Source organism: Paraburkholderia sp. SIMBA_030, from assembly GCF_046535245.1.
Classification (GTDB): Bacteria; Pseudomonadota; Gammaproteobacteria; order Burkholderiales; family Burkholderiaceae; genus Paraburkholderia.
This window is the reverse complement of sequence record NZ_JAWRXB010000006.1, coordinates 336,960-355,194: the sequence shown is the minus strand read 5'-3', so window position 1 is coordinate 355,194 and position 18,235 is coordinate 336,960. Positions and strand designations below refer to the sequence as shown.

The 18,235-nt window shown below is 63.2% G+C and carries 15 protein-coding genes and 1 pseudogene; 5 read left to right on the top strand and 11 right to left on the bottom strand.

From position 1 onward, the window contains the following. Positions 1-64 precede the first annotated feature (64 nt). Positions 65-667 (top strand): helix-turn-helix domain-containing protein, encoded by a 603-nt coding sequence (locus SB772_RS13140; RefSeq protein ID WP_410833665.1) that lies wholly within the window; start codon positions 65-67, stop codon positions 665-667. Positions 668-1,025: 358 nt separating this feature from the next. On the opposite strand, the gene SB772_RS13135 is transcribed toward SB772_RS13140, so the two are convergent. Beyond that, positions 1,026-1,991 carry a LysR family transcriptional regulator gene (locus SB772_RS13135; protein WP_410833664.1) on the bottom strand — a complete coding sequence of 322 codons (966 nt, stop codon included), beginning with the start codon at positions 1,989-1,991 and terminating at the stop codon, positions 1,026-1,028. A gap of 185 nt (positions 1,992-2,176) precedes the next feature. Between SB772_RS13135 and SB772_RS13130 the strand changes: the two genes are divergently transcribed. The 4 genes and pseudogenes from SB772_RS13130 to SB772_RS13115 form a co-directional block, all read left to right on the top strand. After that, the gene (locus tag SB772_RS13130) at positions 2,177-3,364 is read left to right on the top strand and encodes an NAD(P)/FAD-dependent oxidoreductase (RefSeq protein WP_410833663.1); all 1,188 of its coding nucleotides are present in this window, start codon (positions 2,177-2,179) and stop codon (positions 3,362-3,364) included. A gap of 31 nt (positions 3,365-3,395) precedes the next feature. Next, positions 3,396-4,169 (top strand): electron transfer flavoprotein subunit beta/FixA family protein, encoded by a 774-nt coding sequence (locus SB772_RS13125; protein ID WP_410833722.1) that lies wholly within the window; start codon positions 3,396-3,398, stop codon positions 4,167-4,169. Next, positions 4,166-5,116, top strand: coding sequence for an electron transfer flavoprotein subunit alpha/FixB family protein (locus SB772_RS13120; RefSeq protein WP_410833662.1), 951 nt, complete (start codon positions 4,166-4,168; stop codon positions 5,114-5,116). The genes SB772_RS13125 and SB772_RS13120 overlap by 4 nt, the downstream gene beginning before the upstream one ends. A gap of 191 nt (positions 5,117-5,307) precedes the next feature. Beyond that, positions 5,308-5,496 (top strand): annotated as a pseudogene (locus SB772_RS13115) (IS3 family transposase); the annotation flags it as partial. Positions 5,497-5,631: 135 nt separating this feature from the next. On the opposite strand, the gene tssJ reads toward SB772_RS13115, so the two are convergent. From tssJ to SB772_RS13065, 10 genes are read right to left on the bottom strand one after another with little or no spacing between them, the layout of a single operon-like run. Continuing rightward, a complete protein-coding gene (gene tssJ / locus SB772_RS13110) occupies positions 5,632-6,165 on the bottom strand; it encodes a type VI secretion system lipoprotein TssJ (protein WP_410833661.1) in 534 nt (177 codons plus the stop codon). A gap of 14 nt (positions 6,166-6,179) precedes the next feature. Then, positions 6,180-7,316: a type VI secretion system baseplate subunit TssG gene (gene tssG / locus SB772_RS13105; RefSeq protein WP_410833660.1), complete on the bottom strand. Its 1,137-nt coding sequence runs from the start codon at positions 7,314-7,316 to the stop codon at positions 6,180-6,182. After that, a complete protein-coding gene (gene tssF, locus SB772_RS13100; protein ID WP_410833659.1) occupies positions 7,280-9,058 on the bottom strand; it encodes a type VI secretion system baseplate subunit TssF in 1,779 nt (592 codons plus the stop codon). The genes tssG and tssF overlap by 37 nt, the downstream gene beginning before the upstream one ends. Before the next feature lie 38 nt (positions 9,059-9,096). Beyond that, positions 9,097-10,695 carry a type VI secretion system protein TssA gene (tssA, locus tag SB772_RS13095; RefSeq protein ID WP_410833721.1) on the bottom strand — a complete coding sequence of 533 codons (1,599 nt, stop codon included), beginning with the start codon at positions 10,693-10,695 and terminating at the stop codon, positions 9,097-9,099. Further along, positions 10,695-14,264: an ImcF-related family protein gene (locus SB772_RS13090; protein ID WP_410833658.1), complete on the bottom strand. Its 3,570-nt coding sequence runs from the start codon at positions 14,262-14,264 to the stop codon at positions 10,695-10,697. The genes tssA and SB772_RS13090 overlap by 1 nt, the downstream gene beginning before the upstream one ends. 52 nt (positions 14,265-14,316) lie before the next feature. Further along, entirely contained in the window at positions 14,317-15,711 is a 1,395-nt protein-coding gene (locus SB772_RS13085) for a hypothetical protein (protein ID WP_410833657.1), read from the bottom strand. Beyond that, a complete protein-coding gene (locus SB772_RS13080) occupies positions 15,708-15,965 on the bottom strand; it encodes a PAAR domain-containing protein (RefSeq protein ID WP_410833656.1) in 258 nt (85 codons plus the stop codon). The genes SB772_RS13085 and SB772_RS13080 overlap by 4 nt, the downstream gene beginning before the upstream one ends. Before the next feature lie 44 nt (positions 15,966-16,009). After that, on the bottom strand, positions 16,010-16,705 hold the full coding sequence (locus SB772_RS13075; RefSeq protein WP_410833655.1) for a hypothetical protein: 696 nt from the start codon (positions 16,703-16,705) through the stop codon (positions 16,010-16,012). 46 nt (positions 16,706-16,751) lie between these two features. Continuing rightward, positions 16,752-17,498 carry a hypothetical protein gene (locus tag SB772_RS13070; RefSeq protein WP_410833654.1) on the bottom strand — a complete coding sequence of 249 codons (747 nt, stop codon included), beginning with the start codon at positions 17,496-17,498 and terminating at the stop codon, positions 16,752-16,754. Beyond that, a complete protein-coding gene (locus SB772_RS13065; RefSeq protein WP_410833653.1) occupies positions 17,495-18,199 on the bottom strand; it encodes a hypothetical protein in 705 nt (234 codons plus the stop codon). Before SB772_RS13065 ends, SB772_RS13070 begins: the two co-directional genes overlap by 4 nt. Positions 18,200-18,235 lie beyond the last annotated feature (36 nt).

The window sequence follows — 18,235 nt, the reverse complement described above, 5'->3', positions numbered from 1 at the left end:
TGAAACTCTTCGCGCACGATCCGGCGCTGCAATCTGCTACGCTTTCCTTTTCCGTGAGGCCTACATGCAAACCGGTGAAGACAATAAAACGCCGCTCGAACGCTACCTCGGCATCACCATTCGCGAGCTACGCCAGCGCCACGGTCTGACGATCGCCCAGGTCTCCGCGCAGGCCGGCATCAGCCGCGGCATGCTCTCGAAGATCGAGAACGCGCAGACCTCCGCGGGCCTCGATGTGCTCAACCGCATCGCCCAGGCGCTCGGCGTTTCGCTCTCCACACTGTTCCGCAATTTCGACGTGCCGCAAGGCGGTGCACAGCTCGTCAAAAAAGGCGCCGGCATGGAGGTGGTCCGCAAAGGCACCAAACGCGGGCACACCTATCACCTGCTTGCTTACGACCAGGGTCCGCGCAAGCTCTTCGAGCCCTTCCTGATTACGATGGAGGACGAGGCTGAACGCTTTCCCGTGTTCGAGCATCCGGGCACCGAATTCATCCACATGCTCAAAGGCGTGATCGAATACCGCCACGGACAGCAAACCTACGTCCTGCATCCCGGCGACACGCTCACCTTCCAGGGCGAGATACCGCACGGCCCGGAACGTCTGATCAAGACGCCCATTCAATTCCTGTCGATCTTTGTGTATCCGCAGTCGAGCGCTGACTGATCTCTCAATGCTTCCGGCCACGACCGCTGGGTAAATTCAATGCAACGTTTGTGCCATGTTTATCTATGTGAATCAAAAATTCCCACCAATAAACGTTTTGCGCGCAGCGAGCCTTCGTCGATATTCAAGCTGAGGCGCTCGCTGGCTTGACTGCGGTGCACATCGTCGTCGTGGCTGGTGCGACTTTGCACAATAACGAGGTGTGCGCTTAAGCAGCATCAAAAGCAACGCTTATACAAAACGAGCGGCGCCAAGCATCTGAACTGCGTGCGGCGACGCCTCGAACATGGGTGTGCAAAACCGGTTGCACCTTCAAGGCAAGCGCGTCAACGGCCACTCGCGATCCACGTTCCCCGTGTCAGTGCAAGGCGTCGTCCGGCAAATCGGGCAGCGCCCGCGCCAGCGACGGCCGGATCGCGTTATCCAGCACGCCGCGCGTCAGCTTGACGATGTCGCCGGCGAACTGATCCCATTCACCCTGACGGTGCAACAGAAAGAAATCGCGCCGCCCGAGACGGCTCGGCGGCAACGGCATCACCGCGATTTCGTCCAGATAGTGGCGCGCCTGCCACAGACACAATGGCGTCGAGATCGCAAATCCCACGCGCGCCGCCACCAGACTCAGCAGCGGATCGGTCGCATCGAACTCGTAACGCCGCGGACTGTCGATACCCAGATGCCGCGCGAAACGCTCGATCTGCTGCCCGATCACCGAGCGCGCCGTATAGCGGATCAGCGGCATCTCCGGCGCGAGCGAGCGCCAGTCGAGATTGCGGCGCCCGCTCAGATAGCTGCGCGCAACCACTACGACGAATGCCTCGGAAAACAGCGGCACTTCGACGATCCGTGCGTCGTTCAGCGTGGTCTGCGTGCAGATCGCTATATCCAGTTCCCGGTCGTGCAGTTGCTTGCTCAGGCCCGGCGTCAGACCGGACCACATCGAAATCTGCCGCTCCGAATTCGACACCGCGCGGATCAACTCCGGGCCGACGGTCGCCGCGAACGAATCGACACAGCCCAGCCGCACCGGCATCTTGCCGGTATGCGACGCATCGCCGATGCGGGCGCTGACCATCTGCGCATGCTCGATCAACGGATCCGCCAGTTCGAGCAGCGCGCGCCCCGCCACGTTCGGCCGCGGCGGGCGGCTCTCGCGGTCGAACAGCGTCACGCCCTGGTCGCGCTCCAGCGCGGCAATCGACTGGCTGACCGCGCTCTGGCTCACGCCCAGCTGCTTTGCGGCGCCCGTCATCGAGCCGCACTCGCACACGGCGACGAATGCCTGCAGCGCGCGCAGATCGATCGGGGTCGGGGTTCGTCTCATGGAATGCTCCGCTCGCGTGGGTGACCTGCCGGGCATCCTGTGCGGCACGAAAGCATGGTGCCGATTTTTGCGGTGCCGGTGTTCAGGATGAGAAATTGCATTGGGTCGCCATAAGTTTGCCTAATACAAAATTGGCGCGGCCGGCATTTTCCTAGAATTCGCCTCATTGCCACACAGAGGTCCACATGAGCCACTACGATTTCATCGTGATCGGCGCTGGTGTCATCGGCGCGTCGGTCGCCCACCATCTCGCCGCACAAGGTGCACAGAGCGTGCTGGTCATCGAGCAGGGCACGATCGGCGCGGGCACCACCTCGCAGTCGTCCGGCCTGCTGCGCACGCATTATTCGGTGCGCCAGAATGTGGAACTCGCGCGCTCGTCCTGGTGGGCGTTCAATAATTTCGCCGAATATGTCGGCGACGACGAAGCGTCCTGCGGCCTCGTCAAATGCGGCTACCTGATCTGCTCGCCCGCGGGAGACAAGCTGGAGCCGCTGCGCGCCTCGCTCGCCGCGCAGCAGGACATGGGCATCGAAGTGCAGGTGCTCGACAAGGCCGAGGCGCACGAGCGCCTGCCGATCGCGAGCTTCGACGACGCCGCGTTGATCGGTTTCGAACCGGAAGCGGGCTTTGCCGATGCCTATCTGGTCGCGACAGGTTTTGCCCGTTCGGCGCGCCGGCGCGGCGTCAAGATCATGGAAGGCGTCACGGTCACGGGCCTCATCCGCGAAGGACGCCGGATCACCGGCGTCGAGACGAGCGCCGGAAACTTCGGCTGCGGCACCCTCATCAGCACGCAGAACATCTGGACGCCGGAACTCGCCGGCTGGATCGGCGTGCCGCTGCCGGTCAAGCCGGAGCGTCACACGGTGCTCGCGCTCGAATGCGACGGCGCCGCGTACTCGTTCAGGATGCCGGCGTTCAAGGACCTGGGCTCGGCCGGCATGCTCTATTACCGCAGCTATGGCGGCAGCCAGATGCTCGTGTCCGAAGGCGTGGTCGGCGAAACGCTGAACTCGCCGGAAACGGAACAGGGCGATATCTCGCTGGACTATGTCGCCGAGGTCGGCGCGCAGGTTGCCGAACGCTTCCCTGCTTACGAAGCCGCGGGTCTCGCTTCGTCATGGACCGGCGTTTATGACGTGACGCCCGACTGGAACCCGGTGTTGGGCAGCGTCGCCGATATCGAGGGACTGGTGGTCGGCTTCGGCTTCTCCGGGCATGGCTTCAAGCTGTCGCCGGGCATCGGCAAGATCCTCGCCCAGCATGCACTCGGCCTGCCCACCGATGTTTCCCTCGCGCCCTATGCGCTCGACCGGTTCGCCAGCGGTGCTCTGCTGGTGGGCAAATACGGCTCCGGCGCGGTTTCCTGATTCCCGATCGATGAATGCTCCAGTCATGACAATCAACATTCTGGTTCCAGTCAAACGTGTAGTGGACGCGAATGTGCGCGTACGGGTCGCCGCGAACGGTTCGATCGACACCACGGGTCTCAAGATGTCGCTCAATCCGTTCGACGAATGCGCGGTCGAAAAGGCCTTGCAACTCAGGGAAGCCGGCGCCGCATCGAAGGTCACGGTGATCACATGCGGCACGCAAGCCAGCCAGGACGTCTTGCGCACGGCGCTGGCGATGGGTGCCGACGATGCTGTGCTGGTCGATACAGCGACGGCGACTTCCACGTTGGATTCGCTGGCAGTCGCCCGCCTGCTGAACGCCCACATGGCGACTCGCGAATACGGCCTCGTGCTGTGCGGCAAGCAGGCGATCGACGGCGATATCGGCGGTGTCGCCGCGATGCTCGCCGCCCTGCTCGACTGGCCGCAGGCATTGAACGCCGGTAGCCTTTCGGCGGATGGCACGGGTTGGTCCGTCACGTGCGGCGACGACACCGGCACGGCGACGTGGCTGCTCGAGGGTCCGGCTGTCGTCAGCGCGGATCTGCGCCTAGCCGAGCCGCGCCGGGTGACCTTGCCGAGCATCGTCAAGGCGAAGCAGAAGCCACTCGCGATCGTCGATGCCGCCACACTGGCCATCGGCATGACGCCGCAAAGCCATGTCGTCAAGCTCAGCGACCCGCCGGTTCGTCAGCCCGGCATCAAGGTCGCCGACAGCGCCGCGCTGATTGCCGCGCTCATGGAACGACGTGTGTTCGACCAGCCAGGAGTCCCCGCATGAGAAGCCTTGTCGTAGCTGAAAACGAAAACGGCCGCGTGGCCGACGCGACGCTTCGCGTCATCACCGCGGCGTTGCAACGCGCTCTGCCGGTCGATGTGTTCTTGCCGGATCCCGCGCTTGCCTCCACGGTCGAAAAGATCGCCGGGATCGAGCGCGTTCTCATGATGGCGGGCGCCGCGAGCGAGTACGTCGTGCCTGAAACGCTCGCCGCGCAGCTACACCGGATGCACGCGATGCACGGACCGTATTCGCTGATTGCCGCGAGTCATCGGACGCTCGGCCGCAGCGCCCTGCCGCGCGCCGCGGCGCTGGTCGGCGGTGCGTTCATTCCGGATGTGATCGCCGTCGAAGGGGAAGGCTCTTTTGTGCGCAGCCTCTATGCGGGAAGTGTCATCGCTAACGTGAACACCGCGAGTGCCGTGACGTTTGCGACATTTCGGGCATCGTCGTTCGCACCCGCGGCCGACAGCGGCGGCAACGGCCGGCGTGTGATCGCCGAACCCATCGCGGGCTTTAGCAGGACGAAGCTCGTCGAACGCCAGGCCTCGGCACAGACCGGCCGCGAATTGTCGGACGCGCGGATCGTCGTCGCGGGCGGCCGCGGTCTGGGATCGAAGGACAACATGGAACGGCTCGGCAAACTGGCGGAAAAGATGGGCGCGGCGCTAGGCGCATCGCGGGCCGCAGTGGATGCCGGCTACGCGCCGAATTCCGCACAGGTCGGGCAAACCGGCAAGATGGTCGCACCCGACGTCTACCTTGCATTCGGCATCTCCGGTGCGATTCAGCATCTGGCCGGGATGAAGGACTCGAAGACCATCGTTGCGGTCAATAAAGATCCGGACGCACCGATCTTTTCGGTCGCGGACATTGGGCTGGTAGGCGATCTGTTCGAGGTGGTGGGCGAGATCGAAGCGCAGGTCGGCGCGGGAGGCACGAGCCGATGACGCGTCATCTGTCGGGCGAGTCAAGCTCGTCGAGCTCATCAGCCTCCTCGACTTCATCGGGCCACGGCAAGGCCTCGCTGCATCCGGTTACGGGATCGCAGCCTGCCGTGCGTTTTTTCAATTGCGCCAGTCTCGCGCCGGAACCGTGGGCGATTGCACGCACAGGGCAACCGGTGCAGTTTTCCGGCGATCTGCACGTGGCAGAAGTGATTCATCGGCTCGGCCCGTGACGCAATCTGCCGGCTGTCGAGATGGCCACTCTCGAATGGATCGACTGATTCAATCACCGGCGGCTGCTCGAGCCGAACGGCAACGTTCCACCTGCCGAGGCAGAAGCCGCTTGTTATTCAAAACTCGCTGGGTCCGCCATGGCGGCGTGACTCAAGCAAAACAGTCTCCGGGATTCCCGGCGCGATTCACCGCCGGCGTGGCCAGCGAGGTGGGCTGGGCCGAAGCCGTCACCGGTCCCTGCGGGGCTGCCCAGTTCCTGGGCGTAGCGAAGAGGTCCGCCGCAATCATGGCGCGGGCCGCTGTTTCGGTACGTCGCCGGCCACCACCAGTTCGTCGTCGACCAGTTGCAGCTTCAGCGGGTCGTCGGGCGAAAGCGCCTTTTTCGGGAACACACGGCGCCATTGACTGCCGCCTGCGGCGTCGCGGAAGAACGCGACGATCGCGACATACTGCGTGTCGGCGCGCATCGGCTGCGACAGGTTGATGGCCCCGCCCGGCGTGACGATCGCGCTTGCCGTATCCTGCAGATCCTGGGCAAGCACTGTGCGGTCGTTCTGCAGCAGGTCATCGTAGGACGCGGCGTCGAACGCCTTGCGGTCCTTCAACTGGTACAGGCGAATGGCAACCGACAGTGGCTGCTCGCCTGTTCCGCTATTCAGCGCAGCGCGGGCGCTCAGGTCCACGTTCAGCGTCTTGACCGTCTTGTGAAACACAGCGTTGTACGCACCCGCAGTGCCGTCAGAGACCGACTGCCATGCTCCGCACGCTGACAGGAGTGCGCTCGCGCATAGAGCGGTCATGATGGGGTATATCCGCATAGGTTCTCCAAAATTCATTCGTTCAGGGAGTCGTACCGGCCGAGGTGAATCGTCACCATCTGGTCGGCTGATGGCGAAATCAACGCCGTCCACGCAAGACGCGGCCGGTGCACGCCTGCAGATGCCGGACCGGCCGTCAGCGCAAGTTTCGGCGCATTCGATGCCGGAATCGTCATGCGGAGGATCGCGTCGGCCTTCTGGCCCAGATACACAGCCACCAGACGCATCAGATCGTCATGTAGCGGTTCGCCCGGCAGCAACGCGTGGGTCTGCGCGGCATCGAGCGGCTCAATGGTGACGAGCACCGCCTGTGAATGGTCGAGCAGGCGGGAGCCGAGCACGTGCCCGTCGCCCAGGCCACTCAGGGCCTTACCGCCCCCCGGTCGCCGTGGCGGCCGGGCCGTCAGCCCCTGGGGTGTCCCGGCAGGCGTCCACACCGGATAGAACTCGCGCACCGCAACCTGCGCACCATCCAGTAGGTGACGCACCACGCCCGCGAGCCCTTCGGCCGGACGCGAGCGTTGCGTGAACAGCCCCAGCAGCGCCAGCAGTCTGGAAGGAGCGAGGCCCGACTTATGCGCTGCATTCCCGATCCCGAGACCTGCCAGGCACAGCAGATAGTTCGAGATCTCGTCGGTTCCGCCCGCGCGGAAGCTGACCGGATAGTGGTACTTGAGCCAGGCGCGGTAAAGGAGCGTGACGACGCGATGGTTGAAGATGTCGAGAAAGGCCATCGCCTTCTCGTGTCCTTCGCGCCGCAGCACGATGTCATCGATCAGGTGCGACGGCATCGCCGCGTTCACACCATACAGCCCGAGGAAGGTCGTGCGCACCGAGGGCGGCGCCTCCGGCCGCTCTTCATCGAACTCGACTTCCGCCACTTCGGAGACTGGAAAGCCCACGCGCCCCTTCGGCCGAAAGCGCACGGGTTCGTGCTCCACCGCGTCCTGTGCGCCGAAGCCCGGCACATCAGGCGTGTGCAGTTCGAGCAGGCGGCAGAGCTGGAAGATGTTCATGCGCGGCGCGCTGGCCAGCACCGCGCGCACGAAAGGCGCGAGCTTTGGCCTTCGCAAGCCCATGCCACCCATGCCGTAGCGCACGTCGTCCGCTTCGCTCATATCGGCGACCGGTCCGACTTGCTCGTCGGCCACTCGATACGTTCCTGGGTCGGCAGGCTGACGATCACCAGTTGCGTGAACAGATTCATGTCGGCATACAGTTCGAAGAAGCGGTGCAGCAGCTCGCCAAAGAGCATCAGGTCGCCAACGCCTGCGAACGCCCGGCTGTCAAGCGTCACCTCGATCTGCAGGCCGCGTTCCACTGCACCGCCCATTACCTTGCGCAGACCCTTGCGGGTCACCTTCTGGATGCCGTCCAGACGCCGGCGGTTCATCTCGCCGTCCGTCCAGTCGTAGAGCGCGAGCGTGCCGCGCAGCACTTCGGCATCGATGAGCGACAGGTAGTTCGGTGCCAGATGCGAGAGTACGCGCCACTGGAAGCGGTCGCCCGTCGGCGGGTGCAACGGCAGGGTCGGCGACACGAGATTGCGAACGCGCGCGACGTTCGGCACACCGCCCATCAGTTCGTTGATACCGGCCTCGCGCAGTCCCTTGCGCGGCAGCATCCCGTTTGTGCCGGTGACGCGCAGTGAGAGCGTTTCACGCGGCAGGCCTTCCGCGTCCTCCCATGCGTGGCCACCGACCACCACCCACGTTTCGTAAAGGCCCTTCGGCCCCTGCTGCACGCGCGTGTGATAGTAGCGCTCCGGTGCATCGTGCCGCAGCATGCCGCCGCGATGCTTGAAACTGGAGAACGGCACGTACTCGACACGCGCACCTGAGTCGTGATCGTGCGCGTCCACGGCGTCGACCGAATACGTTTCGACGTTGCCCCCGTGACGCTGACGCGGTCGCACCGCGTATTCGGTCTGGTGGTGATCCACGCGGACCGGCTCCGCGTCGAGCCTGAACAGGTTGATGATCGGCGTGCAGAACAGCCGGATGTTCCTTTCTGAAAATCGCAGATCCGCCGGGAATGTCCGGTTGAGTACGACTTCGACCTCGAAATCGGTGACGCTCAGAGCCAGCGCGGCCAGATCGATGCCGAACAGATCCACGAAGAGGAACTTCTCCGGGAAGCTGAAATATTCGAGGAGCAGTTGATAGCCACCAAACGCGTTGTCCGGCTTGGGCCACAGCCGTTCCTCCGCCCCGAAACCGGCGGGCGCAAAATACGCATCGCGAAGCGATCGGGGTTCGCCGTCATGCGCGCCGGGAATGCGCAGCAGGACATCGTCGACATGGCGCGTGAGCGCAAGGTGCAGCGCCATCGCAACCGGCCGGTCGGCGTTTAGATAGAGCCGCAGGAAAGGCGCACTGAGCGTGTTCTGGCGCGACTGCGCCTCGATATGGAATGACAGGCGGATGGTCGAGCGACCATCGGACCGCGACGCCGCTCCTGCTGCTTTCAGTTGCAACGGCAGCAGGTCCACCGGCTGGGTGGTACGGTAGGTGCAGCGCGTGCCTTCGGCACCGATCGGGTCAGAGCTGACCTCAATGCCGGCAGGAACCGATTCGAGCTTCTGAAGCGTGCCGAAATCCGGTTCGAATTCGAGCACAGAGAGCGACGGCAACGTGCGCAGGTAGTGCGGCCACAGCAGGCTCACCAGCGACTCGGTGATTTCCGGCAGTTCGTCGTCGAGCTTCTTGCGCAGCCGCCCGATCAGGAATGCGAAACCCTCAAAAAGCCGTTCCACGTACGGGTCCCGGTCGCCGACGCGATCGAGATTGAGCATGCGTGCGCGATCGGGATGTGCTTCCGCGAACTCCCGGCCGGCTTCGCGCAGATAGCGCATCTCGGCTTCGTAGTAGTTCAGCGTGGAGTCGTCGTCCATGAATATGTCCTGTTGTATTGGGCTAATGGCTGCATCAGCTATAGCAGTGCGACAGCGCGAGCCGGGTCGAGTACGGTCAGTTCGCCGCGCAGCTTCTCGATGCGCTGCGCGAGCATGGGTTTGTCCGCGTCCTTGCGGGTCAGCAGCGCCTTGAGCGTGGTGAGCAGGTGGTGCTTGACCTCGAACGTCAGTGACGGCTCCCATCGGGCAAGCTGATATGCCTGAGCGCCTTCGTCCAGCTCACCCAGCAGGTGCAGTGCCGTGTCCGCCCTGCCCGCGTGGTCGGCCACACGCGCCATCACCCAGCGTTGCAGATAGCGCTGACGTTCGGACCGGATGCCGGGCAACCCTGCGAGCCAGGCGAGCGCGCCTTCAAGGCCTTGCGACTGCGTGAGATCGCGCGCCTGTCGCTCCATCTCCTGCCAGTTGCCCGCAGCGCCGCTTTCGTCGTCGGCCGAGACGGGCAGCGCGGCAAGCGCCTCGCCCTCGTCAAGATTGCGCACGACCGCATGGCTTGCAATCCATTCCAGCGTCGCGTCGTCGGCGAATGCGGTACCGTCGCTGAAAGCGAGCCGTTCGATTCCGTTCAGACGCTCCAGGAACAGCGCGAAGTCGGCCCGCAAGATGTCACGCCATTCTGTGCAAGGTGCGCCGGCATGGTCGAGCGCGACGTGCTGGAAGTACTGCAGGTCGAGCCAGAGGTGATTGACGCCCTCCATGTACGCGCCTTCGACGCGCTCCAGCAGCTCGTGCCACTGCTTCTGCAGCACGAGGCGTTTGAACTGCTGACGCAGTTCGGAGCGTGGTGGCGCAAGCCGTGTGCGCCCCTGTCCATTGGCCGGCGGCACGTCGTGAAGCGTGTCCCATCGCACGCACCGGATCAGGCGCACCGATGGCAGGTAGCCGTTTTCCTGGTTGCGTAGAAACTGGGCGACCACACGGGCCTGCTCAAGCGCGTCGCGTACCGATGCGATGCCGGCGATCGCCGTTCCGCCCGACGACAGCGCAGATGCACCCGGGCGCGTAGCAGTCGCGTCGGTGTCTGCCCGCGCCGGCTCTTCCTTGCCTTCGAAACGGGAAGCCAGTGGCTGGAGGTTCGGTCTGGCCGCCTCGGGCCATTCGCCCGTACGACCCATGATGAGATTCAGGGCCGCCATCGCGCGTTCGAGGTCGGCAGGCGCGAACGCATCGTGCCGGTCAAGCTGATCCAGCACACGTGCGGTTGCAACCCATTCGAGCGCGGCGCGCTTCGCTTCATCGCGTGCGGGCTGCAATGCCGGGCCGAACCGGTCGACAAGCGCTGCGGTCAGTTCCAGTCCATCGGCGAAGCCGGCCGCGCCATCCTGCCGCACCCGGGCGAACACGTAGTAACCGGCGAGGCGCAGATCCTTGCCGACCTCCTTGATGAGCTGCTCGCACGAACTCGCGATCAGGGCGTTGTCGATCTCGGAGAGCTTGCCGATCTCTTCCTTGACCACCATGAACGCATCATCGTAGCCGGGGTCGCGGCCGACCCCGTTGCCGTCGACCGTCGGCAACGGTCGCAGCCAGTCGCTCCACGTATCAATGCGTTCGCGCACGAGTTCGTCCGGATCGCGCGCACCAAAAAGCTGCTTGATAAAATTTGCGAACATGATCACTCGACATACGGGATGGTGCCGTGCGGCAGCGGCACGGACGCGTGCCGGGCGGCTGCAACGGCTGACGCAGGCAGCGGCGGCGGCCCGGCGCTCTTCATCGCGGCTGGAGCCGGCGCCGGTGCGAAAATTCGCGGCGGCATCGTGAAGCCGCGCAGCGCCAGCAGTTCGAGCGGCCCCTTGCCTGCGTCTGTACGCATCACATAGGTGATCGGATGGGTGAAGGTTTTCGGGAGCGGCGCCAATGGCGTACCCGGCAACAGGCTGTCCGGATCACTCGCGGGCACCGGCACCGCGGCGGTGCCCGCTGAAGGAGGCGCCGCGCCCGAAGAGCCAGGCGTCGCCGACCACGTGAGCCTGAAGCGCGCGTCCGACAACGGCTCCACATGGGCCGATTCCAGCATGCGGATAAATGCCCAGCGGCCATCGCGCTCGAAACTCCTGTTCAGCCCCGACTGCACGGTCTGCCACTCCAGGCGAGTACCGGTCACAAGCAGATCGTTTCCCGGCCAGACAAACGGCTGCCAGTGATCAGCCTGATTGAAATACTTGAGCTTCTGGCCGTCGATCGTCAGCAGCGTCTCCGTCACGTCGCCAGTCGGCTGCGCCATCAGGTCGAAACGATACTGCGCGGCGCCCGATGCAAGCAGGTGCGACGCAATGCCCTGCAGCACGTTAAGGTTGCGCAGGAACGTTGGGTCGAACCGTATGCCCTGCGCCCCCGCACTGCCCGGCACCCACTGGTCGCCGTGCAGTTCAAGGGCGCCGGCCAGTTGCTGGTTGATGAAGGCCGGAATGAGCCCTGTCTGATCGCGGATGAAGCGCACCAGTTCGGGAAACGACGCGTCGTCGCCGCTGGACGCAAACGGGTAGCGCCCCTGGAAGGACCGCGCCCACGGCTCCACGACGCTTTGCCGCCACGCGTCGTTCAGGCTCGCCTGTGCGGGTTGCAGGACCGCCTGCATGGCCTGGTCGACCGGGCGCAGAAAGAGCGATGCCCCGAGACCTGACCATTGTTCGCCAAGGCTCGCCGCAATCAGGCTGGCATAGCTGCGCGTATCCGAGAGGTCGGAATTCCTGCCCTGAAACAGGGACTGCGCGACCTGCTTCGCCTGGTCGTTCATGCTGCCGCTGTTCGTCATTGCTTCGAGTTTCAGGCGCAACGTCGTCACGGCGTTGAGATAGCCCGACATGCTCACGCTGGAAGCAACGCCGCCCTGTGCCTGGGCGGGGCCGACGAGTCGCAGGACCGGACCGAATGCTGCGTCGAGCGGTGCCGCCGGCATCATCGCCTTGATTTCGCCCTCCACCTGCCCGGCATACTCATGCTTGCCGATCAGGCCCTGCGCCTTGGCGACGAGCGTATCGGACAGCGACTGGACGTTCTCGCCCGCCCGCCCCTGGTAATCGAGCGTTTTCATCAGCGCGATCAGCGGCGATTGTCGCGCGTCCGCAAAGAGGCGCAACTGCTCGGCAACCGCCGGAAGGGTGGGAGCCGATTCCCACTGGATCGAGTTCGCGAAGGCCTGCCAGTGCTGGGCATAATCGTCGAAGTACATCTGTCGAAGTTCCTTGCGCAGCACATCGGCTGACTCGACGCGTGGCTGCACCGAAGACGTTGCGCCAAGCGTCCAGTCGGTCGAAACGTCCTGTCGCGCTGCGGCATCGTCGATCGCCTGCGCAATCTGACCGTCAAAGGCCTGCCGCGTGTAGACGCCGGGCACGGTCGCCGACGTGTGGAACAGTCCTCTCGCGTCCGTACCGGCCAGCATCGTTGCGAGGGTCTGGTCGCCGTATTTTCCTGCCGCCGCGTCGAGGATCGAATGGTAAAGCGTGTCCGTCGAATTCTTCACGCCCGTGATCGCAAGGAGCGTCTGTCGCGTGCCATTGACCAGGTCGGCGCGGGGCTGGATTGCCCAGGCTGGATGAGTCGGCAGATGCTGCGCAAAGAACGGGAAAAACTGATGAGCGAGATCCTGCCGCTCGCCGAGCGTCAGCGCCGCATGCGTCAGCCAGTTACGCGTCATTTCCGGCTCCATCAGCTTCGCGTCGGCGCGTTGCGGTTCGGCCATCATGAGGTAGGTCTTGAGCGTCTTGTGACCCTGCACGGCCTGCTGCGTCGTTGCCGGGTCAGCGACGTCGGTACGCATCGCTGCGACAGTCGCGAGAGCGTTCTCGAGGCCCTGTTGCGTGGGCGTCACCAGCAGGCGGCGGCTGGCTGGACTGTACGCCTGCCACAGCCCCTTCAGGATCATCGCATCGCGGTTCAGCCCGAAGCGCGAATACCACGGAGCGCCGTCCGTCGCGCGGTACTCGAACCGCTCGATCTCGTGCTGCAGGTCGAGCAGCGCGCGCAATCCCGCATGGTCGTCGCGGGCCGTTGCAGCACCCTGCACTACGGTCTTCGCGAAAAGCTGATCGCGTGTGTTCGCCCCTGCGGAGACTGCCATGCCCCCGATCCACAGGCACGCACACACCGTCATGATCGTCGCGCCGACCGTACTCGAATGCCAGCCGACCCGTCGGCCACCGGAGCGACGCCCCAGTGATCCGATCCGCTGCCAGATGAGCGGCGCGACGAACTCGCCTTCCGGCGTCGACGGCATTTGACTCCTGGCTGGCAGGAACCACGCCCCACGCGGCTCGACTGGCACGTGGCGCGATTGTGCGAGGATGACGCCAAACCGGGTGAGCGGTGCGCGCCATGTTTCCAGCCGTTGGGAGAGTTCCGCCAGATAGCGTCGGCGGCGGTCCCGGGCGACAATGCGTGTTCCATCGATCGCGAGGCGTTCACCAAGGGATTGCAATGCGTTGCTCACCGCGCGGTCGTCGTAGCGGCGAGGCAGAGTACAGCCAATCGGCTCCTCGCCATCTCCTTCCACGGCGGCAAGGTCTGTCGCCGTGACGACATGCAGCGGTGCCGACCAGCGCAAGCCGATCGCGATCTCCGTGAGCGTCGCTTTCGCCGCGACCGCCGAGCGCTGCGCGGCCAACTCGTCCCCGAGCGGGTCGGTCAGCCACACGATTGCATCGAGCGGTCTGCGCCAGCGCAGGCGCGCGAGGCGTCGCAGCCATGTCCGGTCCGGCAGGCCGTTCTGGTCGGCGGGACAATGAAGCAGCACCGTATCGCCCGTCACATGCCAGTCCTGGGTCGCGAGACCCGGCATATGCGCCGCAACTGCGGGGGCATTGCCGACAAGCAGCAGCCACGATTCCCGGTAGCGCCAGAACAGACCGTGTCGCAGATAAAGTGTGCGAGCAAGCTCTTTCAGCGTAACAGCGCCTGCAGAGGCAGTTCCAGTACCAAGCTCGTTTTGCCCCGAGAGCCCGGCACCCTGCAGGGCATCGCGTGTACCGCGTCCCGAAAGCACAAATCCGCCGATCAGCGCGAACACCGCCATGACCAGCGCGAGTTCGATGCCCAGCAGCCGTGCGTCGGACCACTCGTACTGCCGTGCAGCGATCCACGTCAGCAAGCCAAGGACAATGAGCAGCACGAGGGCGAAGACGACGAAGCTCGCGCCGCGCATATGCGGTGCCTGGGTGTTGTGTACAACTGGCTTTACCATGTTCTATCGCTCAAAGCAGCGTTCGGGAAGTGGTTTGCGACGCGAGATCAATTCAGGAGAACTGCTGCCAGAATCTGCGCGCGGTAGAGCGCCGCAGATAGAGCGTGATCGCTACCTGCAATGCTACAAAAAGAGGACAAAGAGCAAGCAGCACGGTGATCAGCGGCCCGTCCTTATCGGACGGCATGAATACCCTCGCGCCCACAAGAATGAAGACGAAAAGCGAGGTCATCGCGATGAGCCAGCCGATCGACACCACGTCGTTCGTTCCCTGCGGCGGCGCATCGGACGGCTCAGTCCCGTGCGCAACGATGTTGAGCGCCACACCATTTCGGAAGCCGGTGGCGACCAGTTGGGCACCCTGCCCATATTGGGCCGCCTCTGCCGCGGCGGCCTGCAATAGCCACGGATTAGCGGAACCGGGCTTGCCGAGCGCACGGTCGACGTCGTGACTGGAGACGTCGAGCTTTGCCTCCCGCACCGCTGCGTCGGTACGTCGCGCGCATATTTTTTCGAGATCGCTCACCCAGACATGCCGGATCTTGCTCGCGGCTGCCTGTTCGGCCCGCAGCAGCGTCGTCAGGGATTGTGCAATGTCATCCGCCTCCGCGACGATCGGCCTGAATATGACCGCCTGGGGCTTGACGCCCGAGCGCCGCGCCTCCAATGCCGACGGGTTAGCCAGCACGAGGCCGACAGCCACTTCCGAAAACTCACTCTCTCCTTCGCCGCGTAGCTGGCACGCGAGTACGATACGACAGGAGGGCATCGGCTCAGAGAACCAACGCTCGGCCAATGGCCATTCCATATCGGCCGCTAGCCACTTTACCGCCGGCGTCCCACGAAATTCCAGACGCTTCCATACGCGCACCAGATCTCTCGAACAGTCTGCACTACCGACGTGTAACACGACCTCGACGTCGTTCGTTCGGGCGAGTTTGTCGATGTCGTTCCTGAGCGGCGTCAGCAAACCGGCAAAGACTTCCTCAAGCCTGTTGCGCCCATGCGATGTGCCGAACTGGTCCAGTGACAGCGTTTTGTCTGGATTGGTGGGCGCAGACCCTTCGAGACCCAGCATGCGTTCGGCAAGCCCTTTCTCGGGCGTCAACACGACGCTGCTGACGATGGCGACCCGCGCATGTGCCCAGTTGCGCCATCTGAAGCTTCGGACCCTTCCGAGAAGATTCCACCAGGCTCGCTGGTTCCGGTCTTCCTCGTAACGCCAGTAGACCGCTCCGCTCGCCGCGCCCCACAACAACGCGGGCAGCCCAACGATGGCAATCCAGAAGGCAGGCGTCATCGTCGCCTGCCCCTTCGGCCACGCAAGCACGACGAGTCCCGCACCGACCAGTTCGATCAACAGGTACAAGGCTCCGTATTGCCAGATCGGAGGCGGGGGCAGTTCCGCCTGTTCGGCGAGCTCAGGTATCAGCCAGCGCAGGCTCATTCGATCGAAACGCCCGTGTCGCCAGGCAACACCATCGATCCGCATCGTGAGTGACAGCCGGACATGATCATTGGCCTTCCTTCGTCCGTCATGCCTTCGCCCGCCTCCGTGAGTTCATTGTCTCCGTGTAGCGGGCATGAAACGAGGTCGCCCAGCAGGGCGGCCTTGCGGTCATCGAACGAAAAGGTCGAAGAGGCGGTGATGATCCTTCCACCATGCGTGGTCGGATCGCCGAGACAGGCAGGCTTCTTCATGAGGATTTCCTTGATCAAAAGGTTGGTGCGGGTCCGTATTACCGCTATTTTTTTGACGCGCCATCGGAAGCCCATATGTCACACACGAAGCGATCCTGGCCAGACGGTGTGTGCAATGACGAAGGCATCTTGGCGTTAAACTCAACGCGCTTGCCTTCGGGAAGGTCTTTTCCTTCGCCGTACACGTGTCCTGGCAGAAGGGGATATTTAGCCGTTACGACCAACCCGGTGGTGTCACTTACTTTCTTCGCCACAAAGAAAGCGTCCTTTGTCACAGCAATGGTGTATCTCTCCGAGTCCTTGGTTACTGCCTGGCTGCCTTCGATGTAATACATGCCATGGAACGTATTTCCCCCGTCGGTGGAGTACACCAACGAGGCGTTACAACCACGCGAACTGCATCCGCCTCCTGGCGCGGACGGGATCACCACGTTCATCTCGGTAGGATCATCGACGATCAGCCGACCTGCGTAGTCGACGATGCCTCCCCGCGCCAGCTTGTGCCGGATACCTAACCTTGTGTTGTTGTAGTACGTGTCACCATAGCAGCGCTTGTAGTTTTCCAGTGCGACAAAACGGTGATTGTCGATCCGGTAGATGACTTTCGGCGGACCATCGTAATGGGGTTCTTCCACCGCCTTCTCGTAGGACAGGGCTGACAGATCCGTCGTGCAACCGGGGAGCGCAATGCCAGCGATCAGGGCCGTGACCAGAACCCGGCAAACCGAGCGGATGTTCATGCGCCTCTCCACATGCAAAAGGCTGGTGCGCGTCCCCCTATTACCGCTATTTTTTTGACGCGCCATCGGGAGCCCATATGTCACACACGAAGCGATCCTGGCCTGACGGTGTGCGCAATGACGAAGGCATCTTGACGTTAAACTCAACGCGCTTGCCTTCAGGAAGGTCTTTTCCTTCGCCGTACACGTGCCCTGGCAGAAGGGGGTATTTATCCGTTACGACCAACCCCGTGGTGTCACTCACTTTCTTCGCCACGAAAAAAGAGTCCTTCGTCACAGCGATCGTGTAGTCCTCCGAGTCTTTGGCCGGCAATTGACTTCCTTCCATGTAGTACAGACCGTGGAACGTATTTCCGCCGTCCGTCGAGTACACCAGCGAGGCGCTACAGCCGCGGGTACCGCCACACACACCATCTGGTGCGGACGGAATCACCACGTTCATTTCGGTTGGGTCGTCAATGATCAAGCGGCCGGAATAACTTACGATCCCTCCCCGGCCCAACTTATGCCGAATACCCAACCTTGTGTTGTTGTAGTACGTGTCCCCGTGGCACCGGTTGTAGTTCTCCAGTGAGACGAAACGATGATCGTCGATCCGGTAGACAACTTTTGGCGGTCCATCGTAATGAGGTTCTGCCGTCGCCTTCTCGTAGGACGGGGCTGACAGATCCGTCGTGCAACCGGGGAGCGCAATGCCAGCGATCAGGGCCGTGACCAGAACCCGGCAAACAGAGCGGATGTGCATGCTTTCCTTCACATGTTTTCCTTGATGAGTGCTGGCATCCGTTTTCATTCCCGCCCTTGTTCAGACGGGCCGCCGGCGACCGACTTGTCGCAGATGAAGCGGTCCTGCCCGGATGGCGTTTTCAACCACGAAGGGAACTTGACGTCAAACTCGATGCGCTTGCCTGCGGGAAGTCCTATACCCTTGTCGTAGACATATCCCGGAACAAGCGGAAACCTGTCCGTTGTAGTGTCGGTTGTGTAGGACGCCCTTTTCGATACGTAAAGGGCATCCTTAGCCACGGCAATGGTGTACCTCTCCGAGTCCTTGCTAGCTGCTTGGCTCCCTTCGATGTAATACATGCCGTGAAAGGTATTTCCCCCGTCGGTGGAGTACACCAGCGAGGCGTTACAGCCACGCGAACTGCATCCGCCTCCTGGTGCCGACGGAATAACAACATTCATCTCGGTAGGGTCGTCAATGATCAGGCGCCCGCTATACGTCACGATTCCCCCTCCCCGCGCCAGTTTGTGCCGGATACCTAACCTTGTGTTGTTGTAGTAGGTGTCACCATAGCAGCGGTCGTAGTTCTCCAGTGAGACGAAGCGGTGATCGTCGATCCGGTAGATGACTTTCGGCGGACCATCGTAGTGCGGTTCTTCCGCCGCCTTCTCGTAGGACAGGGCTGACAGATCCGTCGTGCAACCGGGGAGCGCAATTCCAGCGATCAGGGCCGTGACCAGTACCCGGCAAACCGAGCGGATGTTCATGCGCCTCTCCACATGCAAAAGGCTGGTGCGCGTGCC

Coding starts and splice junctions, on each gene's coding strand:
- SB772_RS13140 (WP_410833665.1), top strand. CDS start 65: ATGCAAACCGGTGAAGACAATAAAACGCCGCTCGAACGCTACCTCGGC.
- SB772_RS13135 (WP_410833664.1), bottom strand. CDS start 1,991: ATGAGACGAACCCCGACCCCGATCGATCTGCGCGCGCTGCAGGCATTC.
- SB772_RS13130 (WP_410833663.1), top strand. CDS start 2,177: ATGAGCCACTACGATTTCATCGTGATCGGCGCTGGTGTCATCGGCGCG.
- SB772_RS13120 (WP_410833662.1), top strand. CDS start 4,166: ATGAGAAGCCTTGTCGTAGCTGAAAACGAAAACGGCCGCGTGGCCGAC.
- tssJ (WP_410833661.1), bottom strand. CDS start 6,165: ATGCGGATATACCCCATCATGACCGCTCTATGCGCGAGCGCACTCCTG.
- tssF (WP_410833659.1), bottom strand. CDS start 9,058: ATGGACGACGACTCCACGCTGAACTACTACGAAGCCGAGATGCGCTAT.
- SB772_RS13090 (WP_410833658.1), bottom strand. CDS start 14,264: ATGGTAAAGCCAGTTGTACACAACACCCAGGCACCGCATATGCGCGGC.
- SB772_RS13085 (WP_410833657.1), bottom strand. CDS start 15,711: ATGAGCCTGCGCTGGCTGATACCTGAGCTCGCCGAACAGGCGGAACTG.
- SB772_RS13080 (WP_410833656.1), bottom strand. CDS start 15,965: ATGAAGAAGCCTGCCTGTCTCGGCGATCCGACCACGCATGGTGGAAGG.
- SB772_RS13075 (WP_410833655.1), bottom strand. CDS start 16,705: ATGAACATCCGCTCGGTTTGCCGGGTTCTGGTCACGGCCCTGATCGCT.
- SB772_RS13070 (WP_410833654.1), bottom strand. CDS start 17,498: ATGAAAACGGATGCCAGCACTCATCAAGGAAAACATGTGAAGGAAAGC.
- SB772_RS13065 (WP_410833653.1), bottom strand. CDS start 18,199: ATGAACATCCGCTCGGTTTGCCGGGTACTGGTCACGGCCCTGATCGCT.